25 protein-coding genes and 1 other RNA gene are annotated in these 24844 nt (G+C 41.8%); 15 read left to right on the top strand and 11 right to left on the bottom strand.

Annotated elements, in window-relative coordinates; all coding sequences use genetic code 11:
• Positions 1-99: 99 nt before the first annotated feature.
• Positions 100-993, bottom strand: coding sequence for a LysR family transcriptional regulator (locus PR809_RS13040; protein WP_102137899.1), 894 nt, complete (start codon positions 991-993; stop codon positions 100-102).
• A gap of 124 nt (positions 994-1117) precedes the next feature.
• On the opposite strand from PR809_RS13040, the gene PR809_RS13035 reads away from it, so the two are divergent.
• From PR809_RS13035 to dagF, 10 genes are all read left to right on the top strand, one after another.
• A complete protein-coding gene (locus PR809_RS13035) occupies positions 1118-1819 on the top strand; it encodes a pirin family protein (RefSeq protein WP_102137900.1) in 702 nt (233 codons plus the stop codon).
• 141 nt (positions 1820-1960) lie between these two features.
• Complete coding sequence (locus PR809_RS13030; protein ID WP_206276424.1) at positions 1961-3931, top strand: BglG family transcription antiterminator; 1971 nt, start codon at positions 1961-1963, stop codon at positions 3929-3931.
• Positions 3932-4413: 482 nt separating this feature from the next.
• Positions 4414-4752, top strand: coding sequence for a transcriptional antiterminator (locus PR809_RS13025; protein ID WP_102137902.1), 339 nt, complete (start codon positions 4414-4416; stop codon positions 4750-4752).
• Between the two features lie 32 nt (positions 4753-4784).
• Positions 4785-5150: an SFCGS family glycine-rich protein gene (locus tag PR809_RS13020; protein ID WP_004258177.1), complete on the top strand. Its 366-nt coding sequence runs from the start codon at positions 4785-4787 to the stop codon at positions 5148-5150.
• Positions 5150-5446 carry a DUF4312 family protein gene (locus tag PR809_RS13015; RefSeq protein ID WP_004258180.1) on the top strand — a complete coding sequence of 99 codons (297 nt, stop codon included), beginning with the start codon at positions 5150-5152 and terminating at the stop codon, positions 5444-5446. Before PR809_RS13020 ends, PR809_RS13015 begins: the two co-directional genes overlap by 1 nt.
• A gap of 26 nt (positions 5447-5472) precedes the next feature.
• Positions 5473-6264: a DUF4311 domain-containing protein gene (locus tag PR809_RS13010; protein ID WP_102137903.1), complete on the top strand. Its 792-nt coding sequence runs from the start codon at positions 5473-5475 to the stop codon at positions 6262-6264.
• A 2-nt stretch (positions 6265-6266) separates the two neighbouring features.
• Positions 6267-6917, top strand: a complete 651-nt coding sequence (locus PR809_RS13005; protein ID WP_206276423.1) for a DUF4310 family protein — start codon at positions 6267-6269, stop codon at positions 6915-6917.
• Between the two features lie 128 nt (positions 6918-7045).
• On the top strand, positions 7046-8185 hold the full coding sequence (locus PR809_RS13000) for an amidohydrolase/deacetylase family metallohydrolase (RefSeq protein ID WP_166264337.1): 1140 nt from the start codon (positions 7046-7048) through the stop codon (positions 8183-8185).
• Positions 8169-9281, top strand: coding sequence for a DgaE family pyridoxal phosphate-dependent ammonia lyase (locus tag PR809_RS12995; RefSeq protein WP_206276422.1), 1113 nt, complete (start codon positions 8169-8171; stop codon positions 9279-9281). Before PR809_RS13000 ends, PR809_RS12995 begins: the two co-directional genes overlap by 17 nt.
• A 1-nt stretch (position 9282) precedes the next feature.
• Entirely contained in the window at positions 9283-10023 is a 741-nt protein-coding gene (gene dagF / locus PR809_RS12990) for a 2-dehydro-3-deoxy-phosphogluconate aldolase (RefSeq protein WP_102137907.1), read from the top strand.
• A 126-nt stretch (positions 10024-10149) separates the two neighbouring features.
• Here dagF and PR809_RS12985 read toward each other — a convergent pair whose 3' ends face one another.
• From PR809_RS12985 to rsmI, 3 genes are all read right to left on the bottom strand, one after another.
• Positions 10150-11226, bottom strand: coding sequence for a 4Fe-4S binding protein (locus PR809_RS12985; protein WP_206276421.1), 1077 nt, complete (start codon positions 11224-11226; stop codon positions 10150-10152).
• Positions 11227-11465: 239 nt separating this feature from the next.
• An RNA gene (rnpB, locus tag PR809_RS12980) (RNase P RNA component class A) lies at positions 11466-11839 on the bottom strand.
• A gap of 94 nt (positions 11840-11933) precedes the next feature.
• Positions 11934-12806, bottom strand: a complete 873-nt coding sequence (gene rsmI, locus PR809_RS12975; RefSeq protein WP_166264331.1) for a 16S rRNA (cytidine(1402)-2'-O)-methyltransferase — start codon at positions 12804-12806, stop codon at positions 11934-11936.
• A 61-nt stretch (positions 12807-12867) separates the two neighbouring features.
• Here rsmI and PR809_RS12970 point away from each other — a divergent pair, with 61 nt between their 5' ends.
• The 4 genes from PR809_RS12970 to dolP all read left to right on the top strand — a co-directional run bounded on the left by PR809_RS12970 (position 12868) and on the right by dolP (position 16291).
• Positions 12868-14580: a penicillin-binding protein activator gene (locus PR809_RS12970; protein WP_166264329.1), complete on the top strand. Its 1713-nt coding sequence runs from the start codon at positions 12868-12870 to the stop codon at positions 14578-14580.
• A 39-nt stretch (positions 14581-14619) separates the two neighbouring features.
• On the top strand, positions 14620-15000 hold the full coding sequence (locus PR809_RS12965; protein WP_102137911.1) for a YraN family protein: 381 nt from the start codon (positions 14620-14622) through the stop codon (positions 14998-15000).
• Between the two features lie 115 nt (positions 15001-15115).
• On the top strand, positions 15116-15706 hold the full coding sequence (diaA, locus tag PR809_RS12960) for a DnaA initiator-associating protein DiaA (protein WP_004908326.1): 591 nt from the start codon (positions 15116-15118) through the stop codon (positions 15704-15706).
• A gap of 9 nt (positions 15707-15715) precedes the next feature.
• Positions 15716-16291, top strand: coding sequence for a division/outer membrane stress-associated lipid-binding lipoprotein (gene dolP, locus PR809_RS12955; protein ID WP_102137912.1), 576 nt, complete (start codon positions 15716-15718; stop codon positions 16289-16291).
• Between the two features lie 63 nt (positions 16292-16354).
• On the opposite strand, the gene mtgA is transcribed toward dolP, so the two are convergent.
• The 3 genes from mtgA to arcB all read right to left on the bottom strand — a co-directional run bounded on the left by mtgA (position 16355) and on the right by arcB (position 20314).
• Positions 16355-17077, bottom strand: coding sequence for a monofunctional biosynthetic peptidoglycan transglycosylase (gene mtgA, locus PR809_RS12950; RefSeq protein ID WP_166264327.1), 723 nt, complete (start codon positions 17075-17077; stop codon positions 16355-16357).
• A gap of 8 nt (positions 17078-17085) precedes the next feature.
• Complete coding sequence (gene elbB, locus PR809_RS12945) at positions 17086-17736, bottom strand: isoprenoid biosynthesis glyoxalase ElbB (RefSeq protein WP_102137914.1); 651 nt, start codon at positions 17734-17736, stop codon at positions 17086-17088.
• Positions 17737-17968: 232 nt separating this feature from the next.
• On the bottom strand, positions 17969-20314 hold the full coding sequence (gene arcB / locus PR809_RS12940) for an aerobic respiration two-component sensor histidine kinase ArcB (protein ID WP_206276420.1): 2346 nt from the start codon (positions 20312-20314) through the stop codon (positions 17969-17971).
• Between the two features lie 300 nt (positions 20315-20614).
• Here arcB and PR809_RS12935 point away from each other — a divergent pair, with 300 nt between their 5' ends.
• On the top strand, positions 20615-22021 hold the full coding sequence (locus PR809_RS12935) for an FAD-dependent oxidoreductase (RefSeq protein WP_206276419.1): 1407 nt from the start codon (positions 20615-20617) through the stop codon (positions 22019-22021).
• An 87-nt stretch (positions 22022-22108) separates the two neighbouring features.
• On the opposite strand, the gene sspB is transcribed toward PR809_RS12935, so the two are convergent.
• From sspB to rplM, 4 genes are all read right to left on the bottom strand, one after another.
• Positions 22109-22600 (bottom strand): ClpXP protease specificity-enhancing factor, encoded by a 492-nt coding sequence (gene sspB, locus PR809_RS12930; protein WP_181490174.1) that lies wholly within the window; start codon positions 22598-22600, stop codon positions 22109-22111.
• A gap of 7 nt (positions 22601-22607) precedes the next feature.
• Positions 22608-23249, bottom strand: a complete 642-nt coding sequence (gene sspA, locus PR809_RS12925; protein WP_004258227.1) for a stringent starvation protein SspA — start codon at positions 23247-23249, stop codon at positions 22608-22610.
• Positions 23250-23795: 546 nt separating this feature from the next.
• Positions 23796-24188: a 30S ribosomal protein S9 gene (rpsI, locus tag PR809_RS12920; protein ID WP_004258235.1), complete on the bottom strand. Its 393-nt coding sequence runs from the start codon at positions 24186-24188 to the stop codon at positions 23796-23798.
• Between the two features lie 14 nt (positions 24189-24202).
• Entirely contained in the window at positions 24203-24631 is a 429-nt protein-coding gene (gene rplM / locus PR809_RS12915) for a 50S ribosomal protein L13 (protein ID WP_004258237.1), read from the bottom strand.
• Positions 24632-24844: the final 213 nt, after the last annotated feature.

Raw genomic sequence — 24844 nt, 5'->3', positions numbered from 1 at the left:
AGGTAGGCGGCAAATTGAGTCATCCCGTGAGCATACATAAGTATGTGACTCGGGTGACTCAATAAAGCCAACACCCCTACGGCTCAAAATATAACGAGTTTACACTCTAAATAATTTTGGGATCTCTCGGAGACACCACGACTTAGCCTCCCCCATACTATCTCTACGCCACGCCATAATAATATTCGTCTCATGGCTAAACTCAGCGCCAACCACCTTCAAACGCCCTTCACGAATATCTTGCTCAACCATTGGGTACGGCATCGTCGCAACACCAAGGCCGGCCAACAGTGCATTGTGTTTATCTTCAATCGTCGACACCGTTAATCGTTGTTGCTTATCCAACAACTGCACCGTTATCACAGGCCGCTCACGTGCGGTATCAGCCACTGCGATCCCACGGTACTTCACTCGAGTCGCATCAGATAACGGTTCTGGCTCTTGGTGAATGGGATGATCCGGGCTCGCCACGTAAATATGATTAATGGTATATAACGATTTAGAGTTAATCTCTGAAGATGATCGGAAATGCATATCAGGGGCAATCACGATATCCGCTTTACCACTTTCAAGGCGCTCCCATGCGCCCGCTAAAACCTCAGTAATTAAAGATAACTGTGTTTCTGATTTTTCCGCCAATCGTTCCACCAGCGGAAAAAGAGAATGAGCAGGAACTAGCGCCTCGCACACGATGGTTAAATGCGTTTCCCATCCTTTTGCCAGGGCTTCTGCATCAGATGTTAGCTTATCAGCGGCTTCAAGTAGGATCCTCCCTCTATCAAGTAACATCCTACCGACATTAGTAAACTTAGTTCTATGCCCTGAACGGTCAAATAAAATGACATCGAGCTCTTCTTCTAATTTTTGCATGGTATAACTCAGCGCAGAAGGAACTCGCCCCAATTCTTCAGCGGCTGCAGCAAAACTACCACGGCGGTCGATTGCATCCATAACCCTTAATGATTCAAGTGTTAATGCTCTCTCTTTACTCATGAAGCTTCTCTTTCAGGAAATTTGAATAAGGGAAACAGATTAACTGGCTAACAATTCAACGTCCAGCTATTTATTATAACAATAGATTATTAACTTATTTATTTTCGATAGGGGGTTAACCATTATGATGATACTAAGACCCGCTAATCATTGCGGCAAAGCTGATTATGGTTGGCTACAAGCGCGTTATTCCTTTTCATTTGGTCATTATTTTGACCCAGACTTTATGGGTTTTAAAACACTCAGAGTGCTGAATCAAGAAGTTATCGCGCCACAAAATGCATTACAGCCAAGAACCTACCCACATGTCGATATCTTAAATATCATCCTAAAAGGGCATGCGGAGTATCGTGATAGCTCAGGTAATACTATCCAAGCGAATGAAGGTGAATGTGTGCGTTTTTCACCGCGCCCAGACCTCAGCTACAGTGAACAAAATGTGTGTCCCAAAACACCGCTAACGCGTTTACAGCTCTGGCTAAATGCTTGCCCACAGCAAGAATCGTTACCTTTGCAAAAAATAACCATTAATGAAAATGAGAACAAACTTATCGCATCTCCTGACGGGGAGGAACAAAGTATTCAATTACGTCAACAAATTTGGATCACCCAAATTCATTTGGCAGCCAATGAGTCATCATCGATAACGCTAAAAGGAAGGAACTCATTCCTTCAATCTATACATGGTGGAGCAACATTGCGTACACCAAAAGGCGAGCAGTTAGGAATGAATTGCAATGACGGGGCGTTTATCCAAGACGATAATCAAGTCATCATTAGTGCAGATAAACCGTTTAGAGGCCTGTTAATCGACCTTGGGGAATAAAAACTCCCCCCTTCCAGCTATAACAGCATGAATTTTGCGAACGGATTCGCAAATTTCATGATTTACATATCCTACATATTGACACGCTTGTGTTAGAGTCCTGCCATTAGCGAGCAAAAAACACGTAATTTTCTTGCTCAAATGCTTTTTTGTTTTGATTTTAAAGGTGTTTCCGTGGCTCTATTCACTCAACAGCGACATAATCAAATTTTTGCTCAAATTCTTAATGAGGTTGTGCCTCAAGACGAATTAGCAAAAAACTTTTCGGTTTCTACTCGAACTATTCGTTCTGATATCAATGAAATCAATGAATTGATACAGCCATATAGTGCACATATTGTGTATGAGCGAGGTCGTGGTTACCGATTGAAAATTGAAGATGAAGCCCTATTTGCCACTTTTACGCAGCAAAATGATGAAGACAATCATATTCCTCGTACGAGCAAAGAGCGCATTGATGCGCTGCTATTAAAGCTCTTAATGCTATCACTCCCCGTAAAGCTTGATGATATCGCTGAAGAATGGTTTATCAGCCGCGGTACATTACAGCAAGATATGGGCGCGGTGCGAGAACAGCTTCAGAAATACCAAATTGCGTTAGAAAGTATTCCTCATCAAGGCATTCGTTTAAACGGTAGCGAGTGGGCGGTTCGAGCTTGTATGACCGAAACTTTATGGCGTCGTTATTCCGCACAGATAACGCCTGATTTATCCACTTTCCGTCCTGATTGCCTTGATAATTTAGACCTGACATACATCGATAAAGTTTTGCATAACAGTATGAATCGCTTTGATATTCGTATTAGTAATGAAGGGCATTTGTACTTGGTTTTTAATTGTGCAGTCACTATTTTACGCATCACTCGCGGCCATGAACTCACCACCGCTGTCAAAGATGATGACAGTGAAGAAGCGATCCGCAAAGCCTGTGGTGAAATATCCAAAGGATTAATCTACTTCCTTGGCAATGACCTTTCAGGGGCAGAACTTAGCTATTTACATGACCAAATTATCGCCCAACGCATTAGTCACCAAGACTCTAGCACGCAAAAAAATGGAACGCATAATGAGCTATGCGAATATATTTTAAATTATATTAATGAATTATATAATTATGATTTGCGTAACGATGAAAAGCTCAAAAAAGATCTCAATACGCATCTCGCTGCGTTGATCACTCGCTTGCAATACCATATTTCCACACCAAATCCATTACTTTCTGATATTAAACAATATTATCCTTTTGCCTATGACGTCACACTGAGCGCATTGACCAGTGCCAGCAAGCAGTTACTCCCTCATCCAATCAGCGAGGACGAATTAGGTTATTTAGCGGTGCATATCGGTGTCAGTCTTGAAAGAAATTATGGCGCAGGCTCAATACGACAAACGGAAGTACTGGTGGTAACAGATGCAGGAAACTCCACGTTTCGCGTGGTTGAATCTAAAATCATGCGTGAATTTCCACAGCTCAAATTTAGCCGAGGGTTAACGTTACAAGAGTACGAGTCCTTGGATGAAGTCTCTGAAGATTTCGTCATTACCACGGTGCGAATTTCAGAGAAAAACAAGCCTGTCATTAAAATCGCGCCTTTTCCGACCCCCTATCAGCTAGAGCAAGTTGGCCGCCTCGCCATGGTTGACCAAACTCGCCCTTATATTATCGAGCGTTTTTTTGATGAACGGTTCTTCATGGTCATTAATGAAAAAATTAGCCAAGAAGCGCTCTTTCAAATGGTTTGCCATAAATTACAGCAAGAAGGCTATGTTACACCCGATTTTCACCCTTCACTGCAAGAGCGTGAGTCAATTGTTTCCACATTGCTCGGGGAAGGCATTGCATTGCCCCACTCTTTAGGGCTACTTGCCAATAAAACGGTAGTTGCAACCGTTGTCGCCCCCAAAGGCATTGAGTGGAATAAAGAAACCAAAGAGAACGCTTATGTCATTTTCTTACTCGCGATAAGTAAAACAGACTATGAAGAAGCAATGGCTATTTATGATTTATTCGTTACCTTTGTAAAAGAAAAAACGACTCGTCGCTTAGTCAGTGTCAAAAATTTCAATGAATTCCAGGTGATAGCTAAAGATAGCTTGGCGCGTATCCTTTAATTTGATAGCAACTTCCACTTTTTAGCGGAAAAGAGGAGGTTGCTGATTTTTACGTGATCCTAACCACAACTCTCGCAAATATTTTCCTATCCTAAACGGCCTGTTTTACACACAAAACGACTAAGTGGAAGCAATTACAACTAATGTAAAATAATTTCCATTTATAATTTCCACTTTCCTTTCCAGTTCATTTTTTTGTTTCCATTTTTTAGTTAAAAAAATAATCAATTGATAAATAACATATTTTATTCAAAGTATTGTTATTTTCATCCTTTTCAGAGAGTTGATTAATGTCAATTCTTCCACTTAACTTCCAAATAGAACAAAAAACACACCAAATATACACTCATTAGCTTCCAAAAAATTTCCACTTACAAGTGGAAATTCCCTGCCTGCAAAAAATACGAATAAGCGTCTAATGTATAAGACATGAAGGAACAGAGTAGTCTAACTTGCAATATTACTTTGGATTTTAAATAGTTATGAGTGAATCAGTTGTCGTTTTTAAAATGTTAGAACATAACCTTGATATTGATGAGGTGACACAAAAACTGCTAGCAGTGATTACTGACTGGCTCAAGCAGGAGGGCTGCTATACCACAGATGTACAACAACAAATGTTGGAGTCTCATTTACGTGCCATGGTCGGTAGAGCAAAAACGGGTGAAGCCTTACCAGAAGTCGATATCAGCCTATTCGATGAAATTTCTGAACATTCGATTACGCTCGCACAACGGGTCGTTGACACACTTCCCGGTTTAGCACCTGAAGAGACCTATTTACTCTCTGTTCACTTTGAAGTCGCACGTTCAAATGATTAATTACTAATTTTGTAGGATTTGGAGAATATTTTATGAAACAGATAGTTGTTGTTATCGGTGACCGTTTAGGTAAAGGCCAAAAAGTGGCTGCAGGTGTTGAAGCTGCCGGTGGTAAAGCTGTTGTTGTTCCGGGTGTCGCTGCTGACATGAAACTCGGTGATGTCATGAACGCAGAGCAAGCTGATTTAGGTATCTCATTTTGTGGTAGTGGTGGCGCTGGCGCAATTACCGCTCAAACGAAATATGGCTATAAAGCTCGCTATGGGATGCGCTCTATTGAAGAGGGAGAAACCGCGATTGCAGACGGTTGCAATGTATTAGGTTTCGGTTTTATGGACAAGGAAGAGTTAGGCGAGCGCTTGGTAAAAGCATTCAATAAAAAATACGGCAACGCTTAATGAAAAAATCTATCGAAACGGTTGTGCGGGTAACAGGGCAAGGCGACACTAAGCAAAAAGCGATAGCTGACGCCTTAAATTCAATTCAAAAAACCGTACTTAAAAACAGCACAGACATCATCCTACGGATAGAACCAAAGGATGTTGAAGTGATTAGTGCTCACTCTCATTCGCGGACAGAAAAATTTCTCTTTCTCTTTTTGCCACGCAAACGTGAACATTTTCGTGTTGTACTCGACGTTTCGCTGGATGTCACTTTACTTTCTGTCAACGAAATACCATTTACAGAACAATAATAGCAATCAGGTCTGGAGTTAATTCCATGAGTGAAACTGCATCTTTTTTAGAAATATTGGGTATGTCCCTAATCATCGGTGGGCTCTGCGGCTTTGGCTTAGGCGCAGGGGCTGCGCGTATGTTCCACGCGCCAACCATACAGGGCATGGGGGCATTCCGTACATTGGGTGAGCTGAACGCTTGTGAAGGCGATCCCGCATCTCACTTTTCTTTCGGCTTAGGGTTCTTCTTTAACGCATGGGCATCGTCAGTTGCTGCAGGGGCATTTACACAAGACGTTGACCACCGCATCATCCCAAACTGGGGGGCCGCAGCGTTACTAACCAAAAACCGTAGCGTTGCTGACACACTGCATAACCCGAAAAAAATGGCTATCGCTTGTGCCATCATCGGGGCACTCGTTGTTGCCTTCTTGAACACTACCGCTTCTGCAGTTCCGGCTGCTCTGCAAACAACAGCCATTAATGTACTAGTGCCTGCCGCAAACTTGCTCGTTAACACAGTGATGCCTGTTATCTTCTGGTTAGCCGCTATGGATGCAGGCCGCCGTTCAGGTTTCTGGGCAACGCTATTTGGTGGTTGTGCCCAATTAATCATGGGTAATGCCATCCCTGGTTTAGTTTTAGGTATCTTGATCGGTAAAGGCGTTGATGACAACGGCTGGAACCGTATCACTCGCACAATGATGGTAACAGTCGTTCTGCTGTTTGTTCTTAGCGGCTTCTTCCGTGAATTCGACCTGAAGATGATCACCTCTTTCAACCTAGATAAACCATTGTGGCTTGAATACGTCCACGGTCTGCTGAGCGGGAAATAATCATGACAACTGAAATTAACAAACAAGATTTTTGGTATGCAGAGTGGTCCTTCCCGATTTTTGTTGGGCTGTTATCAGCAGGGATCTTCGCAGGTACCCACATGTATGTCGTCTACGGCTTTGGAGCATTTAACGAAGTGGCGTTCGTCGCCATGTTACGTGCGGGCTTAGATACCGGAGTTTATGGTGCGGTTGCCGCATTTGGTGCGAGTTTCCTATTTGCTCGGATTATCGAAGGCTCACTGGTAGGTATTTTAGATATCGGTGGCGCGCTACAAACCGGTATTGGCCTCGGTGTTCCCGCCTTATTTTTAGCCGCGGGTTGGGATTTTTTAGTCACTAACTTCTGGATGTCGTTAATAACTGGCTTATTCCTTGGCGTATTAATCGGCTTACTGATTGTATTTGCACGCAAATTCACGATTGCTCAGGCTAACTCAACCTTTGGTGCTGACGTCATGATGGGCGCGGGTAATACCTCCGGCCGTTTCTTAGGTCCACTAATTATTTTAGCCGCGATGGCCGCATCCATTCCAATCGGAATTGGCTCTTTAATTGGCGCATTGATTTTCTATGTATGGCAAAAACCCGTTGCCGGCGGGGCAATTTTAGGGGCGATGTTGTTCGGTTATTTCTTCCCAATCGTCGCCTAACTCGTATCCTCCCGGAGCATCTGCTCCGGGTCACTAAATAACATCATTAAAAACAGGCTCGAAATAGTTCAAAGAGTAGCATAAGAGTAACCAACAACGCTGCGGTTGACATCATAAAGAGGACAACTATGTACACCCTAATCATCAAGCATGGCAAATGTATCGATGGCACCATAATCGACATTCTTATTAGAGATGGAAAAATCGAAGCGGCAGGCCCTGAGTTAGCGAATAATCAGCAAGCCGAAAAAGTCATTGACCTACAAGGAAAAACTTATGTCAGTGCTGGGTGGATTGACTCTCATGCTCATTGCTTTGTTGAGTCACCTATTTACTTCGATGACCCTGATTTAGCAGGAGCCGCTGGCGGAGTTACCTCACTGGTTGATGCAGGTAGTGTCGGTGCTGATGATATTGATAAATTTTATCAGCTCACCCAGAAATCAAAAACGAATGTCTTTTCTCTACTGAATATTTCGCGTATTGGCATCATTGCACAAAATGAACTGTCCGATATGAACAACATCAATGAAACCTGCTTTCAAGACGCTATCGAACGCCACTCAGGCTTTGTCGTTGGTATGAAAGCCCGTATGAGTAAAAGCGTGGTGGGTGAAAATGGCATTGCCCCACTGGTTAAAGCCAAAGAAATGCAAAAAAAACATCATCTTCCACTCATGGTACACATTGGCAACAACCCACCGGATATCGATGAAGTCGCTGACTTACTGACGCGCGGCGATATCATCACTCACTGCTTTAACGGTAAACCCAATAAAATTTTAGGCGAAGATGGCTATCTAAAACCGTCAATTGCTCGCGCTTTAGCGCGCGGTGTCATATTGGATGTTGGCCATGGTGGTGAAAGTTTCAGCTTTAAAGTTGCCGAACAAGCAATGCGTATCGGCACTTACCCTGACATCATCAGTTCAGATATTTACCACCGCAACCGCGTTAATGGCCCAGTTTATAGTCTCGCTTTTGTGATGACTAAATTCCTGTGCATGGGTTTTAGTGCGGAACAAGTGCTTCGCTGTGTGACCGAAAAAGCGGCCAATTTCTTATCTTTGCCAGCGAAAGGGTATTTAAGGCCAGGCTTTGATGCCGACATTACCCTTTTTGACCTCAAAGAAGAGCAAACTGAGCTCACCGATGCAGAAGGCGAACAGCGTATAGGCACACACCGCTTCGTACCGCTGGCCGCTATCGTCGGTGGAAAACACATTATTCATGCACAAGGTGAATCCGAACATGCAATCGATTTATGATAAATATCAGTTAAAACACGTTATTAATGCTTCTGGCCGCATGACAATCCTTGGTGTTTCAACGCCAACGCCAGAAGTTGTCGAACGTGTTGCTTACGGCCTAAATAATTATTTTGAAATTAAAGACTTAGTTAACAAAACTGGCGAATACATTGCTAGTCTATTAAACGTTGAAGCTGCAGTTGTTGTTTCCTGTGCATCTGCTGGTATTGCACAAGCGGTTGCGGCAGTCATTGTACAAGATAACGATGATTTACTGCTCAATTTGCATTCATCCGACAAAGTGGTTCCACGTGAAATTATTTTACCTAAAGGCCATAACGTTAACTTTGGAGCCCCTGTCGACACAATGGTGAGCTTAGGTGGTGGTAAAGTGGTAGAAGCGGGTTTTGCTAATGAGTGCAACGCTGCTCAATTAGCTGCAAAAATCACCCCCAATACCGCTGCTATTTTGTATATCAAATCGCACCATACCGTACAAAAAAGCATGTTGACGGTTGAACAAGCCGCCAAAGTGGCTCATGAACACCAGCTCCCTCTGATTGTTGATGCTGCTGCTGAAGAAGAGCTCACGGCTTACTACCAAGCTGGTGGTGATATTGTGATTTACAGTGGCGCAAAAGCGATTGAAGGCCCAACAAGCGGCCTTGTTATCGGTAAAAAACAGTATGTTGAGTGGGTAAAACGCCAAAGCCAAGGTATTGGCCGTGCGATGAAAGTGGGCAAAGAAGGTATTTTGGGCCTCACCCTTGCTATCGAACAGTATCTCACTGCGACAAAAGAGACGGGCGCAGAGATGGTCAATCGAATGAGTCAATTCATCAGCGATTTAAATGCGATTAAAGGTATCTCGGCCCAAATTGTCTGGGATGCTGCGGGACGTGATATTGCTCGCACTGAAATTAGCTTTGATGAAAAAACGATAGGCAAAACCACTTACCAAATCATGGCTGAATTAAAGCAAGGTGATACCGCGATTTACTTCCGTGAATACAAAGCCAACGAAGGAAAAGTAGAAGCTGACATTCGTAGTGTCAGTACTGAGCAACTTAATGTTATTTCAAAGAATATTCGTTTGTTAGTAGAAGGAATTTAAGATGAAATTGTCACCGAATTTTTATCGTGACCGTGTCTGTTTAAACGTTTTGGCGGGCAGCCATCAAAATGCAAAAGATATCTATGCCGCAGCAGAAACCTTTGTTGTTGTTGGTGTTTTATCTAAAAATTACCCTGATTTAGAAAGCGCGATTGCTGATATGCGCATTTATGCACAAGAAACGGATAATGCGTTATCTGTTGGCCTTGGTGCTGGCGATCCAAACCAATCCACTATGGTATCGTTGATTTCAAAAGAAGTTCAGCCACAGCACGTAAACCAAGTCTTTACTGGTGCACCGATTAGCCGTGCATTGTTAGGCCAAAATGAAACCTTCGTTAACGCATTGATTTCACCAACAGGTACCGTTGGTATGGTTAAAATTTCAACTGGCCCACTAAGTTCTCAAGCGCCAGATGGCATTGTGCCGATTGAAACTGCCATTATGATGCTTAAAGACATGGGAGCTGACTCTGTTAAATTCTTTAATATGAAAGGGCTAACTTATATTGAAGAATATAAAGCCATCGCCAAAGCGTGTGCTGAATTTGATTTTTCTTTAGAGCCTACAGGCGGTATTGATTTAGATAATTTTGCCGAAATTTTGCAAATTGCCCTCGATGCTGGCGTGAAGAAAATCATTCCTCATATTTATAGTTCAATCATTGATAAAGAGTCGGGCAATACTCGTCCAGAAGATGTGCGTCAATTATTGCAGATGGTTAAGCAAGCGGTTAATTGATGCGGTAGTGAGTAGTAAGTAAGAAAATAAATATAAGCGAGACGTTATAATATAAGTCATTGTCACAATGACAGAACAATAAATCCCCCACTCATCAAATATGAGCGGGGGATTTTTTACTATGAGTTAATGACCTATCGTTCTTGCATTCGGTATAATATGAAACCAATAATTATCAGGCACTGGGCTACCCCAAACGCCAAAATACATGGCAATTCCAATGGTTATAAATAAAATTGCTAAGGTTAAAATGGCCATCAGCATACCCGATAACCGAAACTGACGTTTTTTTGTTGGCACTTGCAATGAAAAATCTAGCGTTGATGCAACAGGGCAAGATTCCACGCACGTCATACATCCCGTGCACTCCACTGTTCTTACCGTAATTAACTTGTCGACAGGGATCCGTGACGGGCAATTTTTCGCACATTTTCCACAATCAATGCAGCTTTCCCTATTTCTGCGAATTTTAAACGGTGAAAATAACGAAAATAGCCCTAATAATGCACCATAAGGACATAAATAACGGCACCAAGCGTTACGAATAAACAAGCTTGCCACCACTAAAACGACCACAGTGATAAGCGCAAATAAGCTAATATAGCGAAAGAAATCCAACATTTTTACGTCAATAATGATCCCATAAGGGGACATCATAAAATATTGGATCATCTGCGCAGACATGGAAAATGCAATATAAAGAAAGAAACCTAATAATAAATATTTTAGGCCTCTTAAAGGGATATCGAGCCATTTAGGTAAACTGATTTGGTTTTGATAACGAAAGAGTTTTTTCCCTAACTTACCTGTGTACTCTGATATTGTGCCAATCGGGCACATCCATGAACAGAATGCTTTTTTGAACAGCAAGCTAATCACGATAAAAGAAACTAAAAGAAACATTGAGGCCGCATGAATGACAGGAAAGCTGCCCGTTTCCAACGTATATTTTAAATTCATTAACCCAGCAATCGGCAGCCAGCCTTCAATTCCACCAGGGCGAGGAAGATAAAGCGTTGCCCCACCCGTTTCGTAGTAACGAACCCAGTAATAGAAAGTAATACCGATATAAAGGTTAATTGCTAACAGTGTTACCTGTACAAATTTACGCCAAGTTGACGCGTTTCGCCAATCATTCCAAGGGAGCTTTCCTCCTGTTGTACCGGGGCGACGTTGGTACCTTATACGTGGTTTTTCTATCATATCCGCACATCTCTTTAACATGCATTATAAATACCACTATTCTATTTACATATTCAGAGAGCGTATTGATTTGCATCAGAGGGTTGTGATGTAGATGGTTTGACATAGCAAATGGTGAAGACAAACAAGAGAAATATTTTTATATTAAATAAAAAGATTATGATTTTTTCTAAATAGTTCGTGTTGTACCGAGGTGGCTGAATGCAGCCAACAAAGGTACAGCGCGAAATATGAAGAAAAAAGGGAGTTGGCCGATAAGCCGGGTTCTGTCATGGACAACCATTCATCTAGGCCAGCACTTGCGCACTGGCTCCAGCAACCTACCCGAGTTCAATGCGGGCCGCACCATATGAACCCCTATTTGGTCTTGCTCCGGGTGGAGTTTACCGTGCCACGAACTGTTACCAGTCGCGCGGTGCGCTCTTACCGCACCCTTTCACCCTTACCTGATCCTGTAAACAGGCCATCGGCGGTTTGCTCTCTGTTGCACTAGTCGTAGGCTCGCGCCTCCCAGACGTTATCTGGCACCCTGCCCTATGGAGCCCGGACTTTCCTCCCCTCTACCCGTCTCCCGAAGGGACTACGATAAAGCAGCGGTTGTCTGGCCAACTCCGCGGCGAATTATAGGCACTTTACTGTGTCTTGTACAGACTCTAACGACTTTCATTTACCACTTATATAAATGAACTCGTCTATTTGCTCAAGAATCATTCATCAGCTTGATTATCAAGCATCAATTTATACAACATATTTTTCTTGAGGCCATAAATTTCAGCCGTGATTGCAGCCGCTTTTTTCGGTGGTAACTCTTTTTGTAATAAATTCAAGGTACGAACCACATCCGGTGAAATTGCAGAATCATCTTCAGGCTTCTTATACCCTTCAACAATTAACACCATTTCGCCGCGGTGACGATTCTCATCTTCTTTTACCCAAGCGAGCAACTCCCCTACGGGGCGGCCTTCAATGGACTCCCACGTCTTAGTGATTTCTCGCGCTAAAACAACATGGCGCTCCGGTCCCCAGACTTCCACCATATCTGCTAAACTGTCTAACAAACGGTGGGTTGATTCATAGAAAATCAGCGTGCGAGTTTCTTGTTCGAGTGATTGTAAAACATCTTTACGGCCTTTTGTTTTTGCGGGTAAAAATCCTTCATAACAAAAACGGTCTGAGGGCAAACCTGCGGCAGATAACGCAGTGATAGCGGCACAAGGCCCCGGTAAAGGTACAACTCGAATACCCGCTTCGCGGCAACGATTGACGAGATGATAACCCGGATCATTAATTAAAGGTGTACCAGCATCGGAGACTAATGCGATACTATCGCCTTGTTGAAGTCGACTAATTAATTGATCTGCCTTTTGCTGTTCATTATGATCATGCAGAGCAAACAACCGTGCATTTATCGCAAAATTCTGTAATAGAATGCCTGAATGCCGAGTGTCCTCTGCAGCAATAAGGTCAACATGTTTAAGAACATCCAACGCGCGTTGCGTGATATCCTTCATATTACCAATTGGGGTAGGAACGATATACAGCGTGGATGCCATAACCACAGCTTGATTAGGTTGGTTCATTGTTTCATCCAAATAGCCGGTTTAAAATTAAGCAATTGAAAAATACACCATTGGATACAGTATGCGTCCTTCAATTTTTTTGCATTTGAAAAAAGGGTTAATGTGCACAGCAATGCTGTCCACATTTGCACTGTCAGGGTGCCAAATTGTCTCGGAATATTTTCCGTCAACCCAAAAAACGCCTGAGCAAAGCACATCTGATAATGCTAGCCATTACCAAGCAATCATCGATGCTGCACAAGGTAAGCCTTCAATGGAGGCGATACGCGCCTACATTAGCCAAGAACCTTTATTAAAAACAGCCGCTGAACGCCAAGCTAATATTGATGGGTTATGGCAGATGTTAACACAGTTAACGCCAGAACAAATTCATGGCGTTGGTGCCGATGAAAATATTCTCCAAGGCTGGGTCGATCTTTTAGATATTTATCAAAATAACCGAGATGACACAGATGCCTTACTCGCTGGCTATAACGATTGGAAAATGCGTTATTCAAATAACCCAGCAGTGACGACAACGCCGACTCTTTTGCAGCAAGCCATGATACCTCAAGTGGGTAAAACCCCTAAGATTGCTTTATTTTTACCCATGAGTGGCCAAGGGCAAGTATTTGGCCAAGCGATCATGCAAGGCTTTATGGATGCGCAAAAAGGCCTACCTCAAGGGTCTGCCCCTCAAGCTGCCGTAACACCAGCGAGTAGTGGAAATGATGTCCTCGACCAAATCTATGAACAAGTTGCGGCAACCACAGGTAATGCCCCTACTACTAGCGATAGCGATGTAGTGACATCCGCTTTGCGTATCGATGCCGCCCCTGTGAACACCCAAAGCGTCAAGGTGTTTGATACGACAAACAAGCAAATGCCTGAGCTTATTGAACAAGCAAAAAATGAAGGCTTTAATCTCATTGTTGGGCCATTATTAAAAAGTGATGTTCAAACCATTACCCAAATGGGGGCACCTGTTAGTGTGCTCGCGCTCAATGAACTTGATGCGAACCAATTACAGCCTCGACCAAATCTTTGCTATTTTTCATTATCGCCAGAAGATGAAGCACAAAATGCGGCGGCTTACATGAAAGCTGAGGGCAAGCAAATGCCATTGGTATTAGTTCCCGCTAATGCTTTCGGTGATAGGATAGCCAAAGCCTTTGCCCAAGGGTGGCAAGAAAAAGGCGGCGGGACCGTTCTAATGCAAACCTTTGGCTCAGTCCCTTCTTTAAAAGAGTCAATTAATCGTGGTACAGGGATCCGTATGACTGGAACGCCAGTGAATGCGGGTACACAGTCGATAGATACACAATCAATAGATCCACAATATATCGATTCAACAGGGGCGATTGACAGCGTTTATATTGTTGCTACTCGTGATGAGCTCACCTTAATCAAACCAATGATTGAAATGGCGATTAGCTCCCGCTCTCGTCCTGCGCTTTATACAAGCTCCCGTAGTAACCAAGCAGGGTCTGGTGCAGACTATCGCTTTGAAATGGATGGCGTTAAATTTAGCGAAATCCCTTTACTCGCAGGCGCAAACAATAACTTACGTAAACAAGCTCAACAAAAGCTGAGTAATGATTACTCTTTATTCCGTTTATATGCCATGGGTATTGATGCATGGTCTTTAGCCAACAATTACGACAAGCTGCAACAATCTGGGCAATTTCGTATCAATGGCGCATCCGGGATCTTAAGCACAACACCAAACTGTGTGGTGTACCGAGAATTACCTTGGCTGCAATTTAAACAAGGTAAAGTGGTTTCGGCGCAATAGCATCATTCAATACTTCACTTTTTTTCAGACAAGGACGTCATGAAAATTATGCCAAAAGCCATACAATGGTTAACAGGCCGGTACTATGAGAACCAAGTACTCGCTTTCCTGCAACAACAGGGATTAACATTTGTCGAACGTAATGCAAGGAACCGAGGCGGAGAAATCGACCTCATCATGCGAGATAATACAGGTTGGGTATTTGTTGAAGTTCGTTTTCGCAAAAATTGTGACTATGGAGATGCACTTTTATCAGTAAACTGGCACAAACGTCGAAAACTATTAGCTGCTGCTAAAATTTGGCTCTCAAAAAGACAAGAAAGTTTTGAAACTAGCGCATGCCGTTTTGATATCTGTGCCATCACGGGAAACCGATTTGACTGGGTACAAAATGCATTCAACGAAAATGATGTTTATTAACAGATAAGATAGTCAGCTTTATACACTGTTCATGCAGTCAACAACGCTATAATTCAAATATAATGGTAATACACAAAATGATTTGAATTATATCGAGGCGACAAAGGAAAAACTCGTGCTAGACCGAATAAAAGTTTGCTTTACTGAAAGCATCCAAACTCAAATAGCAGCCGCTGAAGCGCTGCCTGATGCCATTTCAAGAGCCGCGATGATGATGGTTCAGTCTTTACTTAATGGCAACAAAATTTTATGTTGTGGTAATGGCGCTTCCGCTGCTACCGCACAACGTTTTGCTGCGAGTATGATCCATCGCTTTGAAACCGAGCGCCCTAGCTTACCCGCTTTAGCACTTAATACCGATAATGCCGTGTTAACTGCCATTTCGGGTAGTAAGCAACCTTCTGAAATTTATGCGAAACAAGTTAGAGCATTAGGCCAGCATGGCGATGTTTTGATGGCAATTTCAACCCATGGTAATAGCAGTGATATTATTAAAGCTGTTGAAGCTGCAGTCACTAGAGACATGACAATTGTCGCCTTAACAGGCTATGACGGAGGGGAACTCGCGGGTTTACTTGGCCCCCAAGATGTTGAAATTCGTATTCCATCCCAACGAAGTGTTCGAATTCAAGAAGTTCATCTTCTTACTGTAAATTGTCTGTGTGACCTCATAGATAATACTCTTTTCCCACATCAGGACGATTAAGGAGACAAAATGCGATTAATACCAATTTTTGCCATAGTCATCAGTACTGTTCTATTACAAGGCTGTATAGGGGCTGCCGTCGTAGGTTCTGCGGCCGTTGCAACGAAAAGTGCCACAGACCCTCGTACAGTTGGTCAACAAGTTGACGATGGGACCTTAGAAGCTAGGGTTAGTGGACAACTGAATAAAGATAAGGATATCACAGGTAAGGCTCGTATCATTGCGACCGCTTATAAAGGTAATGTGCTGTTAACTGGCCAAAGCCCTGATATGGCTTGGGCTGAACGAGCAAAACAAATAGCCTCTAACGTTGATGGCACCATCGCAGTTTATAATGAAGTCCGTAGTGGAGAGCCCGTTGATTTGGGAACTGCTTCAAAAGACACTTGGTTAACAACCAAAGTGAAATCTAAAATCCTTGCTAGTGATAGTGTTAAATCTGGTAGTGTAAAAGTTATTACTGAAAATGGTGAGGTTTTCTTGCTAGGTGTTTTAACAAGGCAAGAAGGTGATGCGGCGGCTAAAATCGCCAGTGAAACAGATGGTGTTCGTCGAGTAACGACTGCTTTCACTTATCTTAATTAATCATAAACAATAATATATTGTTATAAATACAAAAGCCGTGAGAGAAAAACCATGGCTTTTTTCTTATTCATCCATCAATTGGTTTATTTTCAGATAATTCTTACCTCCTAATAAGTGCATTTGATTCAAGATCCAAGCTTGCCTTTTGAGGACGTAAGAAGATGGTTTTTTTACGCTATATCTATGAGGATTAGGAAGAACTGCAGCTAATAGCGCAGCCTCACTCATTGAGAGCTTGCTAGCAGGCTTATTAAAGAATTTATTTGCAGCCTCTTCAACCCCAAAAACTCCATCACCAAACTCAACTATATTAAGATAAACAGTCAAAACCCTTTGCTTTGACCACAACAGCTCCATAACAGGAGTCATTACTGTCTCTAGGCCCTTTCTTAGCCAGCTTCTCCCATCCCATAACCACAAGTTTTTTACTGTTTGCTGGGAGATAGTTGAAGCCCCTCTAATTGTTTGTTTATTGCTCAAGTTGTGTTTGTAAGCACGCTCGATTGCATCAAGGTCGAAACCCCAGTGATGAGGAAAATTTTGATCTTCTGCAGCAATTACCGCTAAATAAACATACGGAGAAATGTGATTTTCGTCTACCCATTCAGAACGAGATACGTAAGAAAAATTTAAGTTTACCCATGCGGTAATTTGTCGTTCGATCATCACCGCAGAAAAAGGCACTGGTATGTATTTAAATAAAACGACTGAACAAATCCACACCACAAGTAATGAAAATGTGATCTTCTTTAACCAGTGCCATAATTTAGAAACAATAGTTCGCATTCAAATAATCACGCCATTTCCAATACTTTCTTAACAAGCTTATTAATGCCCGTATTTGCTTCAGAAATTGATTGAGCCAGCATATAAGCAGGTGTTGTAACAACTCGGTTAACTTCATCAATTACAATGTCATCAACAGCACATTCAATATGCTTTCCTCCCATAATTTCTATTTGAGCAATCGTTTCACTATCATTACCAATAGTTAGTACTACTGATGTATTTAACATTTTAGGAAGCATCACAGGAGCAATACACATCAGCCCTAGCGGCTTTTTCTGTTGGTGCATTTGGCGTACTAAACTTAATAGTTCTTTATTAATTACACACTCACTTCCTTTAACTGCAAAATCACATAAATTTTTTGCGGCACCAAAACCACCAGGAATTATGAGGGCATCTAGCGTTGAAGCATCAGCTGATGACAAAGGCGATATTTTCCCACGTGTAATACGTGAAGATTCTTCCATTTGATTGCGTTTTTCTGATTTAGACTCCCCAGTCATATGATTAATAACAGTAGGTTGTAGCTCATCAGGTGCAAAAAAGTGAATTTCAGCATTATTTTGACTCAAAGCTAACATAGTTAGCACTGACTCATGGATCTCACTTCCATCAAAAACACCACAGCCACTTAAAATAACCGCAATTGATTTCATATCTTCCTCCATTTGTAGTAAATTATCTCTCAAGCGCTAAGGTGCATAAACATCAATCTTCATCACAGATTTTAATGAATCTTGTAACAGATTCGCTAAATTTTGGTATCTTGATGTTGCCCTTTACAGTGATATACCTAATTTAATGATTTGCAAAAAACAAAAAACACATGCAGATCAACGATTTCCCTGGTGTTGGCGCAGTATTCGCGCACCCCAACTTCGGTTGGGGTTATTTTTTGGTACGTTCATCAACCCAGTTTCTCAAAGTTTCTATATCTGCTTTCCAATCTTGTTTTAGTTCATCCACCCATTCCTGTACATTGTCCCACCATGCTGGTAATTCAGGAGATTGAATCTGTTGTGCTATTTTCTGTAAGTTCTTTAAGCCAACAGAGCCTGCCGCTCCTTTGATTTTGTGGGCTTCCTCAACAATGCCTTTTTGGTCTTTAGCCACCATGTTCGAGTCAAGAATAGCTAAGTAGCCTGGAAGCATTTTTTCAAAGACATCTAGCCCATCATAAATAAGCTTAGGGCCAACTAATTCAATATACTGCTCTAGCATATCGCAATCTAATATTGACTCATCAACACTTGAAGCCTCACGGTCATTCGATGCTTCTTCAGGTTGAACAGATTGCTCACCCCAAAATTGCTCAATAACTTGGGTCAATGCAGGAACTGATAATGGTTTACTCAATACGCCATCCATACCTGCATCAAAGTATTCTTTCTTATCTTTGAGAACATTTGCAGTTAATGCAATTAATGGTGGCAGGTCTTGCTTATCATACTGCTGTTTTAGTTGCCTTGAGATATCTAAGCCTGTCATATCAGGTAATTGAATATCCAATAAAACTAAGTCATATTCCCCAGGGGCAAACATCTCGAGGGCATCTTTACCATTCATTGCCACGTCGACCGTGTTGCCTAAATTTTCTAATACAGAACAAGCAACAACAACATTCAGTTCAATATCTTCTACGAGTAGAATATGCAATGCTGGCAATGGGTAATCGTCTTCAGGATCTTGCTGTTCAATAACATTATTTTCAACAACTGGCGCTGTAATGGATAAAGTAAAAGTGGAACCTTGGCCTATTTCACTTTCAACTTGTATATCGCCTCCCATATTTTGTGCTAAGCGACGAGATACAGAAAGCCCAATCCCCGTCCCCGTAGCGGGTTTACCACCAGCAGAATCTGTTACTTGATAATACATTGCAAAGATTTTATCTAACTCATCTTTCGGTATGCCTATGCCGCTATCCTGAACTCTAAAAAACAATTTATTTTCAGCTTCTTGCCAAATACTAAGCTTCACTTCACCTTTCTGCGTGAACTTAACTGCATTACCAATTAAATTCCATAGGACTTGCCGTAAACGAGTCCCATCGGTTAAAACCGTTTTGGGTAATGCAGGCGCAACGTCCATGACAAATTTAAGCCCTTTTGGCTGTACCAATAACCCACTTAAATTCTCTAAGTCATTCACAAATTCAGATAATGTGATTGGCTGGTTATCTAACTGAACTTTACGGCGTTCAATTTTATCCATCTCAATAATATCATTGAATATATTACCCAAAGTGACGGCACTAACATGAATAGTTTTTAAATAGCTAGATTGTTCCGAAGTTAAATCGGTGTCTAATAAAATTCGACTCAAACCAACAATGCCGTTAAGGGGTGTACGAAGCTCGTGGCTGATTGTAGAAATAAAGGTGGTTTTCTCCCTACTCGCGTTCTCTAACGCTTCCTGATAGCGTTTACGCTCCGTTATGTCACGCCCAAAGCCCATCAGGCCATGTCGTTTGCCAACTCGGTCATAAAAAGGCACTTTACGGAGCTCAAAACAGGCTTTACGGCCATCTGGATATACCAGCCATTGTTCATAAGTGAGAGAAACATTATGACGAAAAACTTTTTCATCGGTTTCCATAACCTTGGAGGCAATTTCAACATCATAAATATCTAATGGCGTTAACCCAACTAAGTGTTTTTCACTTTTCCCAGTCAACAGTTCCATTGCTCGGTTACATCCCGAAAACTCATTATTTTCATTGCGGTAATAGACTAAGTCAGGAGAAGCATCTAAGAATGAACGAAGTAATACAGATTGCTGCTCAAGTTCAATCTGTGTCTGCTCACGGTATTTCATTTCTTGTTTTAATTGCTCAAGGAGCTCTAAGTGAGCGCGCTCGGCCTTTTCTCGTTCGAGAATCTCAAGGTTAAGTTGTTCAATATTTCCCTGCAATTGAATGTTTAAATCCGCATCACGCTTTCGCATAACTTCAAGTTTATCAACCATTCGCGATAAACGCTGCCGAGACTCTTCAAGTTGCTCAACCACCACCGACAAAAAATAGACGGCCAATGGAGTAATAATTAACCCAAAGAAAATTGACCCCACCATGTCGAGGCTATCAACATGCCCTCTTAAAACAATTGTCACTGCCATTTGCATTATCATGGCGAGAACAACCAATGCAGCTGCAAGTAACAGAGAAAAACGCACTAGACCGAGCTTCATCATTAAATCGACATAGTATTGCGCCAGGCCGCGAAGTACTTTCATAACCACCCCTTAGTTAAATTCTCTTTGAATCATATATCAAACAAGGCAGTTTCGGATGATTATTCACTCGAAATGTCGATCCTGCTCATTCAATAGCCATTTTTTACGATTAATGATAAAAAACAATCAGGTATTTTCTTTCTATTAGATAAAGTAAAAGTTCATTTCGGATAACTTTTAATCATAATCACATAAAAATCAAAATAATAGCACTATTGTTCTTTGGGTAAGGCCGCTAAAATCACAGTAAAAGCCCAAGCTATCTCAAGTAAAATCAGACAAAATTCAGTAAGGAATACCATGAGTTCGAATATTTTCGGTCACCAACGTCGCGAACCGCTCAAAAAAGCGCTGGCAATCCGCAAAATAGCGTTTACTGAAATCTATGAGTCCGATAATGCCGTTGATGTACAACAGCAAGCGAGCCGCTGCCTCGCTTGTGGTAGCCCTTTTTGTGAATGGAAGTGCCCGTTACATAACCCAATATCAAAGTGGCTCAAACTTGCTGCTGAAGGAAAAATAATTGAAGCGGCTGAATTATCTCATCATACCAATAGCTTACCTGAGATCTGTGGGCGCGTTTGCCCACAAGAAAAACTCTGCGAATTAGCATGTGTACTTCATGATACAACAGGTTCTGTTACTATCGGTCATATTGAACGATATGTTAATGATACCGCCTTTGAGATGGGATGGCGTCCAACCTCTTCCCCTATTCGCTCTGTAAACAAACGTGTCGCCATTGTTGGTGCAGGCCCTGCAGGCCTTTCTTGCGCTGATGTACTTATTCGAAATGGTGTAAATGTCGTCGTTTTTGATAAACACCCTGAGATAGGGGGATTACTAACTTTTGGCATTCCCTCATTTAAATTAGAAAAGAAATTAATGGTCCAAAGACGAGAAATATTTACAGAAATGGGCATTCAGTTTCAATTGAATACCGAGGTGGGTACAGATATCTCTCTAGATGAGCTTCTTTGCACTTATGACGCTATTTTTATTGGTACTGGTACTTACCAAGCAATTCGAGGCAACGTGCCTAAAAAACCGATTCAAGGCGTTTTTGAATCACTCCCCTACCTAATCGCAAATACGCGCCATTTAATGCAACTTCCTATTCCTAATGATGAGCCCTATATCAATTTACACTCAAAAAGCGTTATCGTATTAGGAGGTGGAGATACCGCGATGGATTGTGTTCGTAGCGCTATTCGCCAAGGAGCGAAGCAAGTTAGTTGTCTCTATCGTAGAGATGAACAAAGTCTGCCAGCCTCACGAAAAGAAGTCGTCAATGCATTAGATGAAGGCGCTCAGTTCCACTTTAATTTGCAAGTCACTCAGTTTGTCGTTAATGAGCAACAACAGCTTACAGGGGTTTACGCCACTCGCACACAAAATGGCAAATTAGAAAATGGCCGCTATCAATTAGAACTCATTGATGATTCAACATTTTTTATCGAAGCCGATGCCGTAATTGTGGCTTATGGATTTGCACCTCATGACCAAGTTTGGTTGAATAACGCGTTAATCAAGCGTGATAAGTATGGTCATATTTTAGCAAACCGTAATAGTCCCATCCCTTTTCAAACTTCCCATGAAAAAGTGTTTGCTGGTGGAGATATAATAAGAGGTTCAGATCTTGTTGTGACTGCGATTGATGATGGGCGTAATGCTGCTGAAGGTATTTTGTTATTTCTAGGGGTTTAGTTATCCATTTATTTGAACATAGAGGGAATATAAAAACAGAGGGTTTCCCCCCTGTTCTTATAATTTGCTGCTAACCCGCCTAATAGGTTATTTAACAACCCTTAAAGAAGGCCTACCTTTTGGTGGTCGTGGTGGTTCATCCCCTGATGGCTCATGTGACTTTTCATCCACAGATTCAGCTTCATGAACTAAAGTAATGTTGTCTTCAGGTTCTTCAACGTGTTCAAAACCTGCTGATAACTCTGCATCATAAGCAGCTTCAGGCTCAAACATCATTCCAGCCCCATTTTCACGTGCATATACCGCCATAATTGCGGCCATAGGGACATAAACTTGGCGAGGTATTCCACCAAAACGAGCATTAAAACGCACTTCATCATTGGTTATTTCAAAATTACCAACAGCTCTTGGCGCAACATTCAACACAATTTGCCCATCACGGGCAAATTCCATAGGAACGTTAACAGCAGGAACGGTGACATCAACCACCAAATGCGGAGTCATATCGTTATCAAGCAACCACTCATAGTGGGCACGTAACAAATAAGGGCGACGTGGTGACATTGCTGTCATTTCCATCATTCTTTTAGCCTCTTGTAGACAAACGCATTTCGCGCTCAGATTCAGTCAACGATGCTAAGAATGCGTCACGTGCAAACACACGTTGCATATATAACTGCAAGTATTTGCTGCTAGATGGGTTCAATTCAATACCAAGAACAGGTAAACGCCATAATAATGGTGCTAAATAGCAATCTACGAGACTGAATTCTTCACTCATAAAGAATTCCATTTCAGCAAAAACAGGAGAAACAGCGATCAACTCTTCAGACAGCTGACGACGAGCATTTGCGGCTTCTTGCGCACTGCCGTTCTCTATTTTACTCATTAATGAATACCAATCATTTTGAATGCGGTGCATCAATTGACGGCTAGTACCACGCGCAACAGGGTAAACTGGCATTAATGGCGGATGAGGAAAACGCTCATCAAGGTATTCCATGATAATGTGTGGGTCATAGAGAGTCAGGTCACGGTCAACTAATGTTGGAACGCTCTGATATGGGTTGAGATCGATCAGATCTTGAGGCAGATGACCGGGTTCGACATGTTCAATTTCAACACTTACCCCTTTTTCAGCCAGCACAATACGTACCTGATGGCTAAAAATGTCAGTAGGGCCAGAGAACAATGTCATTACCGAACGTTTATTAGGAGCGACAGCCATTAAAACCTCCAAAATACAAAATGGACGAAATGTAATTAATTTTTAATTACCCATTACCCATTTTAAAATCCCCTGTGTTTAACTTTCATTTATCCATATTGAAAGTCAACACAACCCTCCCGCACAGTAAAGGCGAGAAATGTGAAATAAAAAAACAGGGGCATATTCTAACAGATTTTGTACAACTTAGGGGCGGCACATCGAAAAAATCATAGATTTATTTCATAACAAGAAAGAAACAGGAAGGAAACTAGAATTTAATTAAAAATTAAATCAAAAATAAAGAATAAAAACCCTAAAGTTAACTCCATATTTTGAGTCGTATTCATTAAAGATATGCCAATTCAGTTAACTAATAATTATTTTTAATTTTAGGCTAAACTATTATTTTCTCTTTAAACTATATATTCGTTCTTTTATAAAGCATCATGATTAGTCGCAGTTATTCTATCATTAATAATAAAAATATAAGTAAAACAATAGACAATAAAAAACCCGTCATTAAGACGGGTTTTTTCATCAATTTTATACCCAAAGGGTAATAAATTAACGTTTGGAGAACTGTGGACGACGACGTGCTTTGCGCAGACCCACTTTTTTACGTTCAACAGAACGCGCATCACGGGTAACGAAACCAGCTTTACGCAGATCAGAACGAAGAGTCTCATCATAAGCCATCAGTGCACGTGTAATACCGTGACGGATTGCGCCTGCCTGACCTGAAATACCACCACCTTTAACAGTGATGTACAGATCCAATTTTTCCAACATTTCAACCAATTCTAACGGCTGACGAACTACCATGCGCGCAGTTTCGCGACCAAAGTATTGTTCCAGTGTACGTTGATTGATTGTGATGTTACCGCTACCCGGCTTAATAAAGACACGAGCAGATGAGCTTTTGCGGCGACCAGTGCCGTAGTATTGATTTTCAGCCATTGCTATAATCCCGATTAAATGTCAAGAACTTGCGGTTGTTGAGCCGCGTGGTTGTGCTCATTACCTGCGTAAACTTTCAGTTTACGGTACATTGCACGACCCAGAGGTCCTTTTGGCAACATGCCTTTAACCGCGATTTCAAGCACACGCTCAGGACTGCGAGCAATCATTTCTTCGAAAGTTGCTTGCTTGATTCCACCTACATGGCCAGTGTGGCGATAGTAGATTTTGTCTTCGCGTTTATTGCCGGTAACAGCAATTTTTTCTGCATTCAGAACGATGATGTAATCACCAGTATCCACGTGCGGAGTGTATTCCGCTTTATGCTTACCGCGCAGACGGCTAGCAATTTCAGTTGCAAGACGGCCTAAAGTTTTGCCATCTGCATCAACAACGTACCAGTCGCGTTTTACGGTCTCTGGTTTAGCTGTAAAAGTTTTCATTAAAACTTACCCAATATTGAAGTTACACGTTGGTGAACACTCATGTTCATAAGCTTTCTGAGGTTCACACGACTCTTTGTCCAGTAAACCTACCCCTTCGAGCAGCCTAACTGGCATTTATGCGTTATTTTTTGGGAAATAAAAAATAACGCTGTAACGTGGGGTCGCAAGATTATAGAGAAGTCAGAAACAAAAATCGACCCCAAATGCATT

This window comes from Providencia sp. PROV201 (assembly GCF_028479545.1).
Taxonomy (GTDB): Bacteria; Pseudomonadota; Gammaproteobacteria; order Enterobacterales; family Enterobacteriaceae; genus Providencia; species Providencia huaxiensis.
Note: the sequence above shows the minus strand (reverse complement) of the source record. Positions and strands in the feature narration are given on the sequence as shown.

Excerpts from the sequence above, each read along its gene's own strand:
- PR809_RS12970 (WP_166264329.1), top strand. The coding sequence starts at position 12,868 with ATGCGTCCTTCAATTTTTTTGCATTTGAAAAAAGGGTTAATGTGCACA.
- dagF (WP_102137907.1), top strand. The coding sequence starts at position 9,283 with ATGAAATTGTCACCGAATTTTTATCGTGACCGTGTCTGTTTAAACGTT.
- arcB (WP_206276420.1), bottom strand. The coding sequence starts at position 20,314 with ATGAAAGTACTTCGCGGCCTGGCGCAATACTATGTCGATTTAATGATG.
- PR809_RS13015 (WP_004258180.1), top strand. The coding sequence starts at position 5,150 with ATGAAAAAATCTATCGAAACGGTTGTGCGGGTAACAGGGCAAGGCGAC.
- PR809_RS13035 (WP_102137900.1), top strand. The coding sequence starts at position 1,118 with ATGATGATACTAAGACCCGCTAATCATTGCGGCAAAGCTGATTATGGT.
- PR809_RS13025 (WP_102137902.1), top strand. The coding sequence starts at position 4,414 with ATGAGTGAATCAGTTGTCGTTTTTAAAATGTTAGAACATAACCTTGAT.
- PR809_RS13030 (WP_206276424.1), top strand. The coding sequence starts at position 1,961 with ATGCTTTTTTGTTTTGATTTTAAAGGTGTTTCCGTGGCTCTATTCACT.
- dolP (WP_102137912.1), top strand. The coding sequence starts at position 15,716 with ATGCGATTAATACCAATTTTTGCCATAGTCATCAGTACTGTTCTATTA.
- PR809_RS13020 (WP_004258177.1), top strand. The coding sequence starts at position 4,785 with ATGAAACAGATAGTTGTTGTTATCGGTGACCGTTTAGGTAAAGGCCAA.
- PR809_RS12965 (WP_102137911.1), top strand. The coding sequence starts at position 14,620 with ATGAAAATTATGCCAAAAGCCATACAATGGTTAACAGGCCGGTACTAT.
- sspB (WP_181490174.1), bottom strand. The coding sequence starts at position 22,600 with ATGGAAATGACAGCAATGTCACCACGTCGCCCTTATTTGTTACGTGCC.
- rsmI (WP_166264331.1), bottom strand. The coding sequence starts at position 12,806 with ATGAACCAACCTAATCAAGCTGTGGTTATGGCATCCACGCTGTATATC.
- elbB (WP_102137914.1), bottom strand. The coding sequence starts at position 17,736 with ATGAAATCAATTGCGGTTATTTTAAGTGGCTGTGGTGTTTTTGATGGA.
- PR809_RS12995 (WP_206276422.1), top strand. The coding sequence starts at position 8,169 with ATGCAATCGATTTATGATAAATATCAGTTAAAACACGTTATTAATGCT.
- rplM (WP_004258237.1), bottom strand. The coding sequence starts at position 24,631 with ATGAAAACTTTTACAGCTAAACCAGAGACCGTAAAACGCGACTGGTAC.
- sspA (WP_004258227.1), bottom strand. The coding sequence starts at position 23,249 with ATGGCTGTCGCTCCTAATAAACGTTCGGTAATGACATTGTTCTCTGGC.
- PR809_RS13005 (WP_206276423.1), top strand. The coding sequence starts at position 6,267 with ATGACAACTGAAATTAACAAACAAGATTTTTGGTATGCAGAGTGGTCC.
- PR809_RS13040 (WP_102137899.1), bottom strand. The coding sequence starts at position 993 with ATGAGTAAAGAGAGAGCATTAACACTTGAATCATTAAGGGTTATGGAT.
- PR809_RS12935 (WP_206276419.1), top strand. The coding sequence starts at position 20,615 with ATGAGTTCGAATATTTTCGGTCACCAACGTCGCGAACCGCTCAAAAAA.
- mtgA (WP_166264327.1), bottom strand. The coding sequence starts at position 17,077 with ATGCGAACTATTGTTTCTAAATTATGGCACTGGTTAAAGAAGATCACA.
- PR809_RS13000 (WP_166264337.1), top strand. The coding sequence starts at position 7,046 with ATGTACACCCTAATCATCAAGCATGGCAAATGTATCGATGGCACCATA.
- PR809_RS13010 (WP_102137903.1), top strand. The coding sequence starts at position 5,473 with ATGAGTGAAACTGCATCTTTTTTAGAAATATTGGGTATGTCCCTAATC.
- PR809_RS12985 (WP_206276421.1), bottom strand. The coding sequence starts at position 11,226 with ATGATAGAAAAACCACGTATAAGGTACCAACGTCGCCCCGGTACAACA.
- rpsI (WP_004258235.1), bottom strand. The coding sequence starts at position 24,188 with ATGGCTGAAAATCAATACTACGGCACTGGTCGCCGCAAAAGCTCATCT.